General features: G+C 71.6%; 10 protein-coding genes. All 10 read right to left on the bottom strand.

Going from position 1 to position 14,646, the window contains the following annotated elements; translation table 11 throughout:
• Nucleotides 1-20: 20 nt before the first annotated feature.
• The 10 genes from BUQ68_RS05060 to BUQ68_RS05015 all read right to left on the bottom strand — a co-directional run bounded on the left by BUQ68_RS05060 (nucleotide 21) and on the right by BUQ68_RS05015 (nucleotide 14,483).
• Complete coding sequence (locus BUQ68_RS05060; RefSeq protein WP_075214869.1) at nucleotides 21-1,343, bottom strand: trypsin-like serine peptidase; 1,323 nt, start codon at nucleotides 1,341-1,343, stop codon at nucleotides 21-23.
• Nucleotides 1,340-3,649 (bottom strand): S8 family serine peptidase, encoded by a 2,310-nt coding sequence (locus tag BUQ68_RS05055; RefSeq protein ID WP_075214868.1) that lies wholly within the window; start codon nucleotides 3,647-3,649, stop codon nucleotides 1,340-1,342. Before BUQ68_RS05055 ends, BUQ68_RS05060 begins: the two co-directional genes overlap by 4 nt.
• A gap of 11 nt (nucleotides 3,650-3,660) precedes the next feature.
• Entirely contained in the window at nucleotides 3,661-4,767 is a 1,107-nt protein-coding gene (locus tag BUQ68_RS05050) for a zinc metalloprotease (RefSeq protein WP_075214867.1), read from the bottom strand.
• A gap of 81 nt (nucleotides 4,768-4,848) precedes the next feature.
• Nucleotides 4,849-6,759, bottom strand: a complete 1,911-nt coding sequence (locus BUQ68_RS05045) for a di-heme-cytochrome C peroxidase (RefSeq protein ID WP_139315154.1) — start codon at nucleotides 6,757-6,759, stop codon at nucleotides 4,849-4,851.
• Between the two features lie 323 nt (nucleotides 6,760-7,082).
• Nucleotides 7,083-9,215 carry a 3'-5' exonuclease gene (locus BUQ68_RS05040; protein WP_075214865.1) on the bottom strand — a complete coding sequence of 711 codons (2,133 nt, stop codon included), beginning with the start codon at nucleotides 9,213-9,215 and terminating at the stop codon, nucleotides 7,083-7,085.
• On the bottom strand, nucleotides 9,208-9,639 hold the full coding sequence (locus tag BUQ68_RS05035) for a response regulator (protein ID WP_075214864.1): 432 nt from the start codon (nucleotides 9,637-9,639) through the stop codon (nucleotides 9,208-9,210). The genes BUQ68_RS05040 and BUQ68_RS05035 overlap by 8 nt, the downstream gene beginning before the upstream one ends.
• Before the next feature lie 111 nt (nucleotides 9,640-9,750).
• Complete coding sequence (locus tag BUQ68_RS05030; protein WP_075214863.1) at nucleotides 9,751-10,296, bottom strand: hypothetical protein; 546 nt, start codon at nucleotides 10,294-10,296, stop codon at nucleotides 9,751-9,753.
• Between the two features lie 105 nt (nucleotides 10,297-10,401).
• The gene (locus BUQ68_RS05025; RefSeq protein WP_075214862.1) at nucleotides 10,402-12,282 is read right to left on the bottom strand and encodes a DUF294 nucleotidyltransferase-like domain-containing protein; all 1,881 of its coding nucleotides are present in this window, start codon (nucleotides 12,280-12,282) and stop codon (nucleotides 10,402-10,404) included.
• A gap of 119 nt (nucleotides 12,283-12,401) precedes the next feature.
• A complete protein-coding gene (locus BUQ68_RS05020) occupies nucleotides 12,402-14,177 on the bottom strand; it encodes a sodium:solute symporter family protein (RefSeq protein WP_075214861.1) in 1,776 nt (591 codons plus the stop codon).
• Nucleotides 14,178-14,195: 18 nt separating this feature from the next.
• The gene (locus BUQ68_RS05015) at nucleotides 14,196-14,483 is read right to left on the bottom strand and encodes a DUF4212 domain-containing protein (protein ID WP_075214860.1); all 288 of its coding nucleotides are present in this window, start codon (nucleotides 14,481-14,483) and stop codon (nucleotides 14,196-14,198) included.
• Nucleotides 14,484-14,646 lie beyond the last annotated feature (163 nt).

Below are 14,646 nucleotides of genomic sequence, written 5' to 3'. Positions count from 1 at the left end.
CGGACGATCGTCCGACCGACTCAGGGTCCGACCGGGGCCGCCGGCGCTGCGGGCGCCGGGTTGTTGTCGACCGGGGCCGTCGGAGCAGCTTCCGGAACCGCCGGGACCGCGGTCGCCCCGGTGATCTCGGCGTGGAGCGACGGATCCGCCGCGGCGATCGCGTCGACGAGGTCGGCGATGCGGACCGCGAAGTTGCCCGGCCCGCGCGCCGGGTCGACGCCCTGGTGGTGCAGGCCGACGAGGCGGCCGGCGGCGTCGAACACCGGGCCGCCCGAACTGCCGCGTTCGGTGGTGCAGAGGTGGCTGAATTCGCTCGTCCGCGAAGGATCCGACCAGCCGGGCACGGCCGCCGCCGCGACCGAGCAGGCGCGGGTGACCGACTTCGCCTCGCAGGCCGGATGGTGGAACACCTGGAGCTCGGCGCCCGAGGCCGGCTCGCCGGGCGCGCCGAGCGACAGCGGCCGCAGCGGCGGCGTCAGCGCCGGGCCGTCGGAGAGGCGGGCGAGACGCAGGACGGCGGCGTCGAGATGCTTGTCCACGTAGGCGACCGTCTGGCAGCCGTACTCGCGGCCGACCGGGTCCCCGTCATAGGAGAGGTCCACGATGCCGCTGCGGCAGGCGCGGGGCTTCGGGCCCGTGGTCCAGTAGGCGCCGTCCGGCATGCCGGCGGCCGCGCCGCAGTGCCAGTTTGTGAGGAAGAGATCCCGTGTCAGGCGCACGCCGCTGCAGCACCAGTTCACCGTCCGCTGGCCGTCCGGCGTCGGGCCGGACCCGATGAAGAGGCCGAGGTGGTCGGCGAGATCGTGGAGCCGGCGCAGCCGATCGGTGGGCGGCTGCAGGGCGGAGAGACGCTCCACCTGGCTGTTCGGCATCGCCGAATAAAAGGTCCTCTGGGCCCGGTCCGGCATGTAGAGCGCCTCCGGCACCTCCGCGACGGCGGTCGGCGAGGCGGTCTCGAACTGCACGCGCGGCGCGGCCGAGGGCAGCCGCACGGTCCAGCAGCCGTTCACGTCCTCGCAGGCCGTCTCGCGCTCATCGAACGTGGAGAGAACCTGGCCGCCGGTCGCCCGGATCACCACGGTCCAGGGCGCGCGGTCCGGGTTGGTGACCTTCAACCTCAGACGGTAATAGCGCGGCGCGTCGAGGGACGGCTTGGTGATCGAGACCGCCTTCCGCGTGGCGTCCAAGCGGGTGTCGAGCGGCTTGAAGTTGACGCCGAACTCCGTGCCGCCGCCAAGGTCGTCCGCCGGGTCGGCCGACGCCGGCGAGGCGGCGGACAGGAGGGCGGCGAGGACGAGGCCGGCGCCGCGGCCCGCGCCGGATGGGCGATGGCGCCTCGTCATTCGCAGAGCTCGAGGGCGTCGCATGCGGCAATCTCCTGGCGTCCGGCGCTGTCCTGACTGAGGAAGAGGTCCTCCAGCCGGTTGGCCGCGACGGCACATTGGGCGCCGGAGGCCTCCGTCACGGCGGCGAGCCGCGCGTCCGGCGTCTTCGGCCAGCGTGGCGGCTCCCGGTGCACGATCCGGCGGCTGAGGAAGGACGTGCTGCCGCCGACCGGATCGCTCACGGACTGGCGCACCAGCGCGCCGTCGACCGCCGTCAGCCGCTGGGTTCCGGGCAGTTCGATGAAGCCGCCGCCGCCCGAATCCCCCGCCTCGGCGCTGACGCCGCCGGTGCACCAGCCGTCGAAGGCGACCGGGCGAACGTCAGTTTCGGCGAGCTTCAGCCAGTCCTTGCGCGGGTCCAGCATGGAGACGGCCGGGTCGACCACGCCGCCCACCACGGTGCGGACGATCTCCGCGTCGTGGGTCGGCCGGGAGGCCAGGATGATGCGCGCCTTCAGGTTTTCCGGCTGGTCCAGGTAGGTGGCGGGGTGGCAGGCGGCCATGCGCGCCGCGAGCCCCGCCACGAAGGCCGCCGCCGAGGAGGTGCCGCCGACCGTGGAGGCGATCTCGGTCTCCGACACGTAGGTCGGCACCGACACGCCGCCCGGCGCCAGCACGCTGACGAAGATGTTGCCCGGCTTGCCGCGGTTGGAGTTGGGCCAGAGCCGCGCCTCGGGCGAGGCGCAGTTCGCGCAGGCGCCCACCACCAGCACGTTGTCGTCGTCGCCGAGGTTCTGCGGGGCGAGCGGCCGCTCCCAGTCGATCTCCAGGCCTTCCACCGGTTCGCCCTCTTCGTCGTCCACCTGCTGGCCGGCCGCCGCCACCAGCAGGAAGGTGCGCGTCAGCACCTCGCGCACGAGGGGATCGAGCAGGCGGGCGTCGTCGTCCGCGAGCGCGGTGTCGAAGGCGCGGGCGCCCGCGTTCCACCGCCAGTAGAGCTTGGCCGCCCGCAGCTCCCGCGGCGACAGGTCGACCTTCGGAAAGGGGATCAGGGGCTTGAACTCGCTGGCGATCAGGAACACCCGCGGGATGCGGATCTCGGACACCTGATCCGTCGCCTCGATGAAGGACTTGATCTCCCGGTTGCTGGTCCCCGGCTGGAACACGAAGGAGCGGATCCGGGCCTCCGGCGCGAGACCCGCGAAGCCGTAGTCGTTGGGGCGGGCCGCCACGATGCTGGCGAGGAGCGTGCCGTGGTCCGTGTCGATTTGGAACGGTCGCGGGGTGCAGGCGGCCGCCGGCGCCGGCGCGCTCTCGGCCGGATCGTCTGAGAAGGACGCCAGGAGGTCCGGGTGGACCTTGATCTGCTGGTCCATGATGGCGACCTCCGGCCGCACGGCGCCGCTGCCGGTGCAGCCGGCCACGTGATCGGTCGCATAGAGGCTGCCGAGCATGTCGGCGTAGAGGCCTTCCGGTCGCGGCGCCGGCCCGGCCCCGCCGCCGCACCAGTGCTTGAAGTGGATGTCCGCCGGATAGGCGTTGTAGCGCCGGGGCTCCTCGCCCGGCGTGGTCGGCTCCACCGAGATGAAGAGGTTCGGGCCGTTGAGTTCGAGACCGAGGTAGCTGGCCGCAAGGCTGGCGTCCTCGTCCGCCACGTCGAACGTCCAGGTGTAGCGCTTCAGAGTGAGCGCATCGATCTGCGGCGCGCCCTCGGCGACCCCGCTCTTGGCCAGCACGTCGGATTCCACCCCGAGGATGCTCGGCGACCAGCCGAGGCTGCGGGTGCGCTGCTCGATCTGCTTGGCCTCGTCCGGCCGGCTCTGGTTGTAGAGGCGGACGATGGCGGATTCGGCCGTCCTGACGTCCGGCAGGTAGATACCGCCCGTGCTGGTGACCCGGTCCGGGTCGATCTCCCGGCCCTTCCGGCGGCTGTAACCGGCGACCGCCTCGAGGAGGTCGCGGGTGCAGAAGACGGACGGCACGGACAGTTCGCTCGCCAGCACGCCGCAGAGCCCGACGGTCTCCGCCGGCAGGTGGAACCTCGCCGGCAGGAGGTCCGACTCCGGGCCGAAGGCGGCGATGACCTTCGCCATCTCCTGCCCGACGAGGCCACCCTCGAACTCGATCGTTACCGTGGCGGCGGGCCGGGCGGCCGGCGCCGCCTCCACCGGCTTGCCGACCGGCAGCGGCGGGCGCGACTCGGCCGCCGTCGACGGGGCGGCCGCGAGGGCTGCGAGGGCCAGGGCGGCGAATGCGACGCGCACACGGGCGAGCAGGCGGACGATCCGGACGGCGGGCGGAATGGCGCGGTCAGGCTGTCGCATCGGGCCCTCCCTCACGGCGTCACGCCGGACCCGTAGTGGATCCGGTGGCCTTCGCGGTCGGCGTCCGAGAAAGCGAGGTCCCGGCTGCCGCCGCCGCCGCAGAAATAGTGCATCACCGACTTCGGATCGTAGGGCGTCAGCGCCTGCCAGGTGCCGTCCTCGCCGGCGCAGCCGATCACCGCGTCGATGTGCTCGTGCCGGTAGCCGAGCACATGGCCGAGCTCGTGCCGGAGGACGCCCCGCCCGGTGAGCGCGCCGGTCAGCTGGAAGTAGCGCGGGAAGATGCGCAGGATCCGCTCCTCGCGCGTGTCGGTCGGAAAGAAGGCCGAGGCGATGATGGGGACCTCGGCGCGCTCGTGGACGACGATGAAGCGAAGCGCGTCCGCGGCGCTGAGGCTCATCACCTCCGACCAGAGGCCGATGCCGTCGTGTTCCGGACGGTGCTCGAAGGCGATGCCGCAGGGCGGGCAGAGAGCGGCCCAGTCGGCGGCGGCCGCCGCCATGTCGGCGACGACGGCCGCGTAGGTCGCCTCGTCCGGGAAGGAGGCGCGCAGCACCGCGTAGCGAAGGGTGCGCTCCGGCGGCGGCCAGCGGGACGGCAGGCCGTCGACCACGTCCGCCTTGAGCTCCAGGTCCGGCGGCGCGCCCGGGTCGGCGTCCGCCCGGCGGAGGTCGTGGAAGCGCTGCAGGCGCCAGGTGTCCACGTCGTCCGCGTCGGCGAGCAGATCGCCTTCCAGGACGAAGAGGTCGCGCGGCGGTCCGAAGGCGGTGCTGAACACCGGCAATCGGGCGCGGAACGCATCGCCGGCGCTGGCGCTGAAGGTGTCGGCGACCGCCGCCTCGACCACCGACCGGAAGGCCGTGACCGGATCCTGAGACGCTTCGCCGGACGTGGCCATCCCCGCGTCAGCGGGCGAAGGACCGTCCGCCGTCGTGGTCGTCACCGGCGTCAAATCCGTCGCGAGCGCCGGAAGCGGGACGGCGAGCGCGGCGAGGAGGAGGGCCTGGACCGCGTGGCGCAGGACGCTGCGCGCGACGACGTTCGCCGGACACCGGACCGCGGGACGGGCGAGGGCGTGGTCGAGGTCCGGCCTCCTCTCTTCACCATGGATCAGCATGCTGGATCGCCTCCCACGACGACACGCGTTCTCCGGCACCCCAGCCCCCGCCCGCACCGGGCGAGGGTCCGGCGGCATCGGTCAGAGCGTCTTCAGATACTCCACGAGGTCCATCCGCTCGACGTCGGTCAGGGCGCCGTTTCCGTAGTCGTGGCCGGCGTTGGAGTTGCCCGGAATGGGCTCGCCGGTCGCCGCGTCCCGCACCCGGAACACGAAGCTGCCGCCGGGGGCTTCCGCATCGGACCGGTAGCCGACCTTGACCGGGTCGAAGGCGATCGAGCCGACGGTGAACACCTCCGGCCGCAGCGGTCCCTCGGGGGCCGGGGCGGGTGCGCCGGTCGGGGCGCGGTTGCGCACGCCGGCGGGCAGCAGGAGGTCGTAGAGCGTCGGCACGGAGCCATTGTGGAGGTAGGGCGCGGTGGCCCAGATCCCGTTGAGCGGCCGCGCCTTGTAGGCCAGGATGGCGTGCTCGGTGGTCAGGCACTGCTCCGCCTGCCGCTTCTTGGCGACGTCCGTGACGCCCGGCAGGTAGTCCACCGCGTCCGGCAGCGCGAAGGCGACGCTCGACCGGCCGCGGCCGCCCGGGAAGACGTCGTCGAACAGGGTGCCGACCAGTTCGTCCACGTTGCCGACCACGCTTCCCACCACCGCGTTCACCAGCATGTCGCGGGTGAAGGCCGTCTCGGGAATGCGCTCGCCCTGGAAGGCGAACACCTTCTGGCCTTCGAAATTGCCCGCCTTGGAGCGGTGCAGGAAAGTGTTGCAGGCCAGGAAGACGTCGGTGTCCACCTTGTCGAGCGGCGTCATCTGCTCCTTCGCCGGGCTGGTGAGATCGTCGAAGGCGAGCGGCTTGTGGCAGCTCTCGCAGCCGAAGCGGGTGAAGAGGTCGCGGCCGCGCGCGGCGCGCTCCCAGTCGATCGGCGGCAGCAGGTCCTCCGGCCAGCGGGGGGACTTCAGTCCAGCGAGCCGGCGCTCCAGGTGGATCAGGTTGGCGACCCGCACGCTCGACGGATAGCCGCGGTAGGCCTTGCCGCGGTCGGTCTCGATGTGGGCGAACACGCCGATCACCTCCGAGGCGTTGCGCACCAGCGAGCCGATGTCGGTGACGTTGCCGAAGAGATCAATCTGAAGGATGTTGTTGGCGATGCCGTTCCACTGGATCTTCGCCTGCTGCGACGTGTTCCAGATGTGCGGATAGCTCGCCGGCGCATCGGCCAGGATGTCGGTCGGCTGCTCGACGCCGAGAACGGTGAGGCTCACCTTGTTGAGGATGTGGCCCTGGGCGTCCAGGCGGCCATGGCCGTAGCGCACCGGCGCGGCGTTCTTGGCCGCGAGGCGCTTCTGCCAGACGATCTGCTCGGTCAGTTGCGCCTCCAGGGCCGCACGGCTCTCCACCGTCAGGCCGGACTTCAGCACGGACCGGGCGAACCGGTCGAACCGGGCGCGGTCGTCCACGGTGGCGACGAGCGCTGCGAGGAGATCCTCCTCCAGTGCCTGGAAGTCGGCGAGGGTCGGCGCGCCGTCGACCCGGAGCCGCTTGTCGCCATAGGCGATCTCGGCGGTGTGGCAGGCCGAGCAGTTCATGCCGACCCAGGGCTTGCGCATGGTGAGCGCGTCGCACGTCGCCGGGAAGGTGTCGCACATGAGATCGGCGGCGCGGGTCTTGTCGAGATCCACCACGAAGCCGACCGGCAGGCCGTCCGGGTTGGCGTCGGTCGCCGGTCGCGGCAGATAGCCAAGCCGCCGCACGTTCGCCTCCGACAGGAAGGGTTCGGCCGGCGCCGCACCGGCGTCCGCCCGCTCCAGCGCCAGCATCCAGCCGAGCGGCAGAAGCCGGGAGCCTTGCGTCTCCCCATACCAGAACGTGCGGTCGGCGTCGGTCCAGCCTTGGTCGAGCCGGCAGACGGATCCGGAGCAGATCGCCCCGGCACTCTCGGCCGCGGCCGAACCAATCAGTAGAATGCTAAGTAAAACAGATCCGATCAAAGACATGGATGATCGAACGATCCGGGCGTCCGGCATTTCCGCCTCCTCCCCTGCAGTCCAAGACCCTGGACCTTGGCCGGAGGATGCGGCCGACATCCATCCCTGTCCATCCCCAATCCTGGGGATGCGCTGGCGTGACATGGAAAGCGGTTGACGAAATCCGCGACCGATCAGATCCGGACGGCGCGCCTTATCGGTCGTGACGCCGAAAACCCGTTTTGCGACAAGCCGTTCACAACCAGAGGGTCAATCTTCGAGACCTGAGTAAAGGCTTAATGGGCAGGGCCGATCCGTCTTGAGGGGCGTCCCACCGTGCGGCGCGCCTCGCCTCACGTGTAGGCCTTCTGCGCCCGGCGGATCGCCACCTGCGCCTCCGACACCCGCACCGCGTCGGCGAGGGTGACCACGCCGGAGGCCTCCAGGAGGTCGAAGAGGGCGAGAAGCACGAGCGCGGTGGCCCGGCTGTCGCCGATCGCCGTGTGGCGCTCCTCATCCGGGATGGTGATGTCGAAACGGGTGGCGAGGGCGTCGAGCGTCAGGCTCTCGGTCGGCCCGAACAGGGCCGCGGCAAGGAGCACCGTGTCGAGCACCGGCGGCTCGAAGGCAAGGCCGAGGCGGGCCGCATGGCGGTTGAGGAAACTCATGTCGAAGGCGGCGTTGTGGGCGCAGAGCACCGCCTCGCCCGTGAAGGCGTGGAAGCGCGGCAGCACCCGGTCGATCGGATCGGCGCCGCGCACCCGGTCGTCGGTGATGCCGTGGACCCACGTGGAGGCGGGCGGAATGGACCGCTTCGGGTCCACGTAGCTGTCGAACACCTCGCCGCGCACCACCCGGCCATTGACGATGCGAACGCCGGCGATCTGCACGATCTCGTCGCCGCCGGACGGCTCCAGCCCCGTCGTCTCCGTGTCGAACACCACGATGGTGAGCGCCTTCAACGGCGTGTCGGCCCGGCGGGGGCTGCCCTCCGGCGCGGAGAGGTCGAAATCATAGACGAGCGGGCGCTCCGGCAGCCGGGCCGCCCGGTCGTCGTGCGCCGGGGCGAGCGCCAGCGGCAGGCGAAGGACGGCGCTGCCCTCCGGGGCGGCGAGGCACCAGAGGTCCGTCTTGTGGCGGCTGAGCACGTCCCGGCCGGTGATCGGCCCGAGCCCGTCGTCGAGCCGCTCGTCGAGCCAGACGGCCAGCACGTCGAGCGGCACCGGATCGCCGGTCCAGGCGAGGTCTACGTGGGCGTGGTGCTCGCCGCGCCGGGTGGCGAGGGTGAAGCGCTCCGTGCGGGCGAACACCGCGATGCGGTTCAACATCCGGTCGAGGAGGTCCACCACCGAGGCGCTGTCGCAGCGCAACCAGAGACTGAGCCCGTCGAGGGTCACGGCGAGGTCGCGCTGCTCGGAGCGCCGGTCGCGGACGAGCGCCAGCAGGGTGGGCGACAGCACGTGGGTCATCGGCCAGGCGCCGGCGAGAAGGTCGTTCGCCGCCGCGTCCAGCTGGTCGAGGCGGGTCGCAAGCGCACCCGCCTCCGTCGGGAAGAGGGCGGCGAAGCGGTCCGCGTCCGGCGTGCCGGGCGGCAGGCGGGCGGCCAGCACCTCGCCGGCGAGCACGAGCGCCGCCACGCGCGAGCGGATGTCCTCAGTCACCTCCTGCAGCAGGCGGTCGCGCCAGACCCCGGCGGACAGCTCGTTGGTGATGTCGGCGACCGTCAGGATGTAGCCGGTCGGCGCCTTGCCGTCGCCGTCGAGGGTCAGCACCATGCGGCAGCGGAGCTGCCGGTTGCGTTCCAGCGTGTGGGTGACCACGAGGGCTGTGAGCCCCTCCGGGTGGTCGTGGTGGCGCCCGGCCTCGAACCGGTTGAGGAGCCGGCCGAGGGCATGGCGGATCGGCTGGGCCGCCACCAGGGCGAGGAGACTGCGGTCGATGCCGAGGTCGCCGGCCACCTGCATAAGCTGCAGCGCCTGCCGGTTGTAGAGGCGGATGCGGTGCTGGAGGGTGCAGATGACGAGCCCCTCTTCCAGATCCCGCAGCACGCTTTCCAGCCGTCCCCGCTGGCGGGCCGCGTCGGAGACGGCGGCGGCCACCGCCGCGTCCGTGCGGGCCCGCTGGGCGGCGATGGCCGCCACCGCCTCCCGGGCCGCGGGCGCGAGGACGCCGAGGTAGCGGCCGACCTTGGCATCCGGCGCGCCGCGGGCACCCGCGTGGACGGCCGCACGGATCTCCGTGGAGAGCACGCCGATCGGCCGCACCACGTTCTCGTCGAACTTCAGCCAGACCCAGGTGGTGAGAAGCAGGATCGGGAAGGCCGCGACGCCGAAGGCGAGCACCAGGTCGGCGACCGCCTCCGGCGGAGCGTGGCGGGCCGCCACCACGCCGGCGGCGGCAAGCGCCGCGACCGCGCCGGCCGCGATCAGGGCGAAGAAGAGGAAGACGCGGAGCCGGAGGCCCCACCGTTCGCCGGGATCAGCCATGATGGACCTCCCCGTCCGGCCGGGCGCTATTCGCCCCGCAGAGCCGCCGGACCCGGTCGAGGAGGTCCGCGCCGGCGAAGGGCTTGGTGAGGATGGCGGCGGCCCCGAGCGCGCCGGCCTTCTCCACCTCCACCGGAGCCGCCCGGCCGACGAGCAGGATCACCGGCAGATGCCGCGTCGCCGGGTCGGCGCGAAGCGCCTCCAGGAGCGGAAAGCCGCCGCCGTCGGCGAGCCGCGTGTCGACCACCGCGACGGCGGCCCCCACCGCGGCGGCAAGCGCCTCGGCGCGCGAGCCGGCCGGGCGGACGACGAAGCCGGCGTCGGCGAGGAGGGCCGTGAGGGCCGCGTCGAGCGGGGCCTCGGCGGCCAGGAGGACGGCCGGTGCCGTCCGGTCCGATGCGGACGTGAGGCTGGGTGCGGACATGCGCTCCGGCTCCCGTGGCGGTCGCGGATCGGAGGGCGGCGGGTCCGGGCGACCGGGCGGCCCCCGCTGCCGTGCCGGTGTCCCACCGGCGGGGTGACGGCGTCGGGACGGCTAGCCGGTCGGCGCCGGCAGGGGCGCGCAGGCGGCGGCGAGCATGGGGTCGTCGGCCGGCAGGGCCTCCCAGTCCACCCCTTGCGGCGTGCCGTCCGCGGCGAAGCGGACGCCCTCGTGCGCGTCGGCCCGGCGGTTGCCGGCGCAATCGAAGAACTGGGGCGCCTTCAGGGTCGGCTGGAAGCGCGTGACGAGCAGGAGATCGACGAGCACCAGATCCGGCACGTCCGGATTGCGCCGGGCGGACGCGCGGTCGATCACCTGGAAGCGCTCGTGGACGGGCAGCACGTAGGTCCAGGGGCGGAGGGGGCTGGTGGCGCTGAACCGGCCGACGACCACGTGGGTCGGCGGCAGGTCGCCCGCCGTGCGGCTGAACCAGGTGGCGTCGTTGTAGACCTGGAAGGCGATCATGGAGGCGCCGATCGCGGTCGGGAAGATCCACTTCGGCAAGGTGAGCTTGAACGTCTTCGTCACGGCGTAGAGCATCAGCCCCACGGTGATGCCGATGAGCAGCGTCCCGAGCGTGTTGAAGAGCGTGAAGGGCATCGCGTTCCGTTTCCCCCTGCCCGCCGGAGGGCGGGCGTGTATTTTTTGCGCCGGTCCGGCGATCCTGTGCGCCCGCCCGGCGGGCGGATGCTGTCCTTTAGCCGCTCAGGAGAGCCCGCGCACCTGGGCAAGCGACGACTGCAGCGCCTTCACCACCGCGAAGGCATCCCGCAGGTGCCCCCGTTCCAGCGCCGACAGCCGGGCCGGCGCCACATAGTTGTCCGGCTTGCCGCCGGCCCGGATCTGCACCGACTGGTGCTCGATGCGGATGTCGGAGATGAGGTCGAAGGCGTCGATCAGGTCGTCCGCCGCGGTGGTGCTGAGCGAGCCGGCCGCCTTGGCGGCGGCGAGCCGCTCGCGGGTGTTGACCACTTCCAGGCCCGCGTCGAGCGCATAGATGCGGGCGAGATCGACGATCGGCACGATGCCGGAGTGCTTCAGGTCGATGGTGTCCTTGTGGTCGCCGCTTCGGATGAGGGCGAGCCCGCGGAAGAGGCCGAGCGGCGGCGTGTGCTTCAGCGAGTTGGCGATCATGTGGGCGCGGAAGATGGAGTTGGCGCGCGCAAGGTCGAGGGTCTGGCGCTGCAGGCCGGCGAACAGCGACGCGGTGCCGTGGATGGGCCGCAGATCGAACATCACCGAGGCGAGCATCTGCGCCATCGGGTCCGGCCGGGCGATCCAGCGGGCGAAGTAGCCGCGCCAGACCGACACCGGCTGCCGCCACTGCGGGTTCGTCGCCATCATGTCGCCCGGACAGTAGACATAGCCGGCCGCGTGGAGCCCGTCGGAGACGAAGCGCGCGAAGGCCTCGAACCAGGCGCCGTGGGCGGCCGGGTCGTAGCTGTCGTCGAGGATGAGGCAGTTGTCCTGGTCGGAGGCGCCGGTCTGCTCGCGCCGGCCCTGCGACCCGCAGGCGAGCCAGAGATAGGGCACCGGCGCGGGCCCGAGCGCGGCCTCGGCGAGGCCGATCAGCCGGCGGGTAAGCGCGTCCGTCACGCTCGTCACCACGGCGGCCACGTGGTGGGCGTCGACCCCGGCGCCGACGAACTGGGCGATCAGCCGCGGCACCCGGGCGGCGATCGCCGGCAGCGCCTCCTTGGTCCGCGCGCGGGCGATGTCGCCGATCACGTGGACGGCGCTCTCCGACTGGCGGCGGACGAGGTCCGTGCGGGTGATGATCCCGACCGGCCGGCCCGCCACGGTCACCGGCAGGTGGCCGATGCGCCGCTCGCTCATGGCCACCATGGCGTCGTGGAGGACGGCGTTGGGCGGGAAGGTCATCGGGTCGGCCGTCATCACGGCGCCGACCGGCGTCTCCGGCGAAAGGCCCGGCGCCACCACCCGGTGGGCGAGGTCGCCGGTGGTCAGGAGCCCGGCGAGAGCCGGCCCGTCGGTGACGAGCACGCAGGAGATGGAGCGCGCGCCCATGGCGGCGGCAGCCTCGCGCACGGTCGCCTCGCGCGGGATGGTGACCGGATCGGGCGTCATCACGGAGCCGAGGAGGGCGGTGAAGAGCGTCCCGGCGGGCGCCGGACCGGCGTCGGCCGGCCGTCGGCGGAGGGGGCCGCGGCCGCGCTGGAACACCTCCCGGTAGGCCGGCTCGGCGGCGACGAGCTGCAGGAAGGGCGCGGCGTCGAGGACGAGGGCCGTCACCGGGGCGGTCGCCACCGCATGGCCGACCGCGGCCGTCTCGTCGAGGATGGAATCGGCGCCAAGGATGCCGCCGACGGCGATGTCCTGCAGCCGCTCGCCCGACGGCGCGGTGACCACCACGGCGCCCGCGACGATCACCAGCACGCGGGCGACCGCGTCGCCGTCCGTCTGCAGCGTGGCGCCGGCCGCGTAACGGGCCGGGGTCATGGCGTCGACGAGGTCGGCCAGAAGACCGGCCGGAAGGAGATCGAGCGGGTGGTGCCGCGCCAGGATGGCGATCGGGTCGCCGCCGGTCGGCTCGGCCGCTGCGGCTGTGGTGGCGGTCGGGTCCATGTCTGCCCCCCCGGAAAGCGGCCCGGCGGCGCGTTTTCGGGCGCCGCGGGACACGAAAAAGGGGCGGGCCTCCGTGCCGGAAACCCGCCCCTCCGTTTGATCAGAGCGTCAGGCGGGGCTCAGTGCCCCGTGGCCGCGCCGGCGCCGCGCGGAATGCGCACCGATTCCACCAGGTCCTGGATGTGCTTCGGCGGGGCTTCGGTCGCGTTGGAGACGACATAGGCCACGGCGAAGTTCACGATCGCGCCCACAGTGCCGAAGGAGGCCGGCGAGATGCCGAACAGCCAGTTGGCGGCGTCGTTCGGCAGGAGGTTGGTGCCCGGCAGGAAGAACATGCCGAGGTAGGTGAACACGTAGCCGACCGTGATGATCAGGCCCGCCAGCATGCCGGCGATGGCACCGGTGCTGTTCACGCGCTTGGAGAAGATGCCCATCATCAGCACCGGGAAGATGGACGCCGCCGCGAGACCGAAGGCGAGCGCCACCGTCTGGGCCGCGAACCCTGGCGGGTTGAGGCCGAGGTAGGTGGCGAGCGCGATCGCTCCCGCCATGGAGATGCGGGCCGCCAGGAGCTCCCCGCTTTCCGAGATGCGCGGGTTGATCACGCTCTTGATCAGGTCGTGGCTGATCGCCGACGCGATGGCGAGCAGGAGACCGGCCGCCGTGGAGAGCGCCGCCGCAAGACCGCCCGCCGCCACGAGAGCGACGACCCAGCCCGGCAGGTTGGCGATTTCCGGGTTAGCCAGCACCAGGATGTCGTTGTTCACGGTCAGCTCGTTGCCGGCCCAGCCGTAGGTCTGGGCGGTTTCGTTGAAGGCCGCGTTCTTGTCGTTGTAGTACTGGATGCGGCCGTCACCGTTCTTGTCCTCGAAGGTGATGAGACCGGTCTGCTCCCAGTTCTTGATCCACTGCGGGCGCTCTTCGTAGGGAAGCGCGCTTTCCACGGTCGAGATCGGGCCGCGGTAGATGGTGTCGATCACGTTGAGGCGGGCCATGGCGCCGACCGCCGGAGCGACCAGGTAGAGCAGCGCGATGAAGACCAGCGCCCAGCCGGCCGACCAGCGGGCGTCCGAGACCTTCGGCACCGTGAAGAAGCGGATGATGACGTGCGGCAGGCCCGCGGTGCCGATCATCAGCGACATGGTGAAGAGGGTCATGTTGAGCAGCGAGCCGCTCTGGGACGTGTAGGCGGAGAAGCCGAGGTCGGTCACCAGCTGGTCGAGCTGCATCAGCAGCGGCTGGCCCGAGGCGGTGTGCTCGGAGAAGAGGCCGAGCGGAGGCACCGGGTTGCCGGTGAGGTTCAGCGAGATGAAGATCGCCGGGATGGTGTAGGCGGTGATGAGCACCACATACTGGGCCACCTGGGTGTAGGTGATGCCCTTCATGCCGCCGAGCACCGCGTAGAAGAACACCACGCCCGAGCCGATGAAGAGGCCGGTTGTGGCGTCCGTCTCCAGGAAGCGGGCGAACGTCACGCCGACGCCCGTCATCTGGCCGATGACGTAGGTCACCGAGATGACGATCAGGCAGACCACAGCCACCACGCGCGCGGTCTGCGAGTAGAACCGGTCGCCGATGAATTCCGGCACCGTGAACTTCCCGAACTTGCGCAGGTAGGGGGCGAGCAGCATGGCGAGCAACACGTAGCCGCCGGTCCAGCCCATCAGGTAGGTGGAGTTGTTGTAGCCGACGGTGGCGATGAGGCCGGCCATCGAAATGAAGGACGCGGCCGACATCCAGTCGGCGGCGGTGGCCATGCCGTTCATGACCGGCGGCACGCCGCCGCCCGCCACGTAGAATTCACCCGTCGATCCGGCCCGGGCGTAGATCGCGATGCCGAAGTACAGCGCGAAGGACAGGCCGACGACGATGTAGTTGAGAATTGTTTGATCCATGATGCACTCCCCCCTCAATCATTTCTCGTCGACGTTGTACTGACGATCGAGCGCGTTCATCCGCCAGGCGTAGAAGAAGATCAGCACCAGGAAGACCAGGATCGAGCCTTGCTGGGCGAACCAGAAGCCGAGGTCGGTGCCGCCGATCTTGATGCCGGAGACCAGCGGGCGCAGCAGGATGCCGAACCCGAAGGACGCGAGCGCCCAGATGACGAGGCAGAGTTTCACGAGATTGAGATTGGCCTGCCAGTAGGCGACGCCCTCCGCCGCCGTGTGGACATTCGCCCGTGTCGTTTCCGATGACATGGTGTCTCCTCCGGTTATTCACCGGCGGCTCCCTCCCGAAGCCGCCGCGTACCGTCGTCGAAGACCGGAAACGGCCTGATCGCGCGGCTCCTCAACCGCACGACGACGCGCCCCCTCCGGCCCCTTCCGACCCCGTTCGCCTGCCTTTGCTTGAGCCTTGGCA

It is taken from the genome of Mongoliimonas terrestris, from assembly GCF_001927285.1.
GTDB classification, from domain to species: Bacteria; Pseudomonadota; Alphaproteobacteria; order Rhizobiales; family Pleomorphomonadaceae; genus Chthonobacter; species Chthonobacter terrestris.
This window is presented reverse-complemented; position numbering and strand designations above follow the sequence as displayed.

Coding starts and splice junctions, on each gene's coding strand:
- BUQ68_RS05060 (WP_075214869.1), bottom strand. CDS start 1,343: ATGACGAGGCGCCATCGCCCATCCGGCGCGGGCCGCGGCGCCGGCCTC.
- BUQ68_RS05055 (WP_075214868.1), bottom strand. CDS start 3,649: ATGCGACAGCCTGACCGCGCCATTCCGCCCGCCGTCCGGATCGTCCGC.
- BUQ68_RS05050 (WP_075214867.1), bottom strand. CDS start 4,767: ATGCTGATCCATGGTGAAGAGAGGAGGCCGGACCTCGACCACGCCCTC.
- BUQ68_RS05045 (WP_139315154.1), bottom strand. CDS start 6,759: ATGTCTTTGATCGGATCTGTTTTACTTAGCATTCTACTGATTGGTTCG.
- BUQ68_RS05040 (WP_075214865.1), bottom strand. CDS start 9,215: ATGGCTGATCCCGGCGAACGGTGGGGCCTCCGGCTCCGCGTCTTCCTC.
- BUQ68_RS05035 (WP_075214864.1), bottom strand. CDS start 9,639: ATGTCCGCACCCAGCCTCACGTCCGCATCGGACCGGACGGCACCGGCC.
- BUQ68_RS05030 (WP_075214863.1), bottom strand. CDS start 10,296: ATGCCCTTCACGCTCTTCAACACGCTCGGGACGCTGCTCATCGGCATC.
- BUQ68_RS05025 (WP_075214862.1), bottom strand. CDS start 12,282: ATGGACCCGACCGCCACCACAGCCGCAGCGGCCGAGCCGACCGGCGGC.
- BUQ68_RS05020 (WP_075214861.1), bottom strand. CDS start 14,177: ATGGATCAAACAATTCTCAACTACATCGTCGTCGGCCTGTCCTTCGCG.
- BUQ68_RS05015 (WP_075214860.1), bottom strand. CDS start 14,483: ATGTCATCGGAAACGACACGGGCGAATGTCCACACGGCGGCGGAGGGC.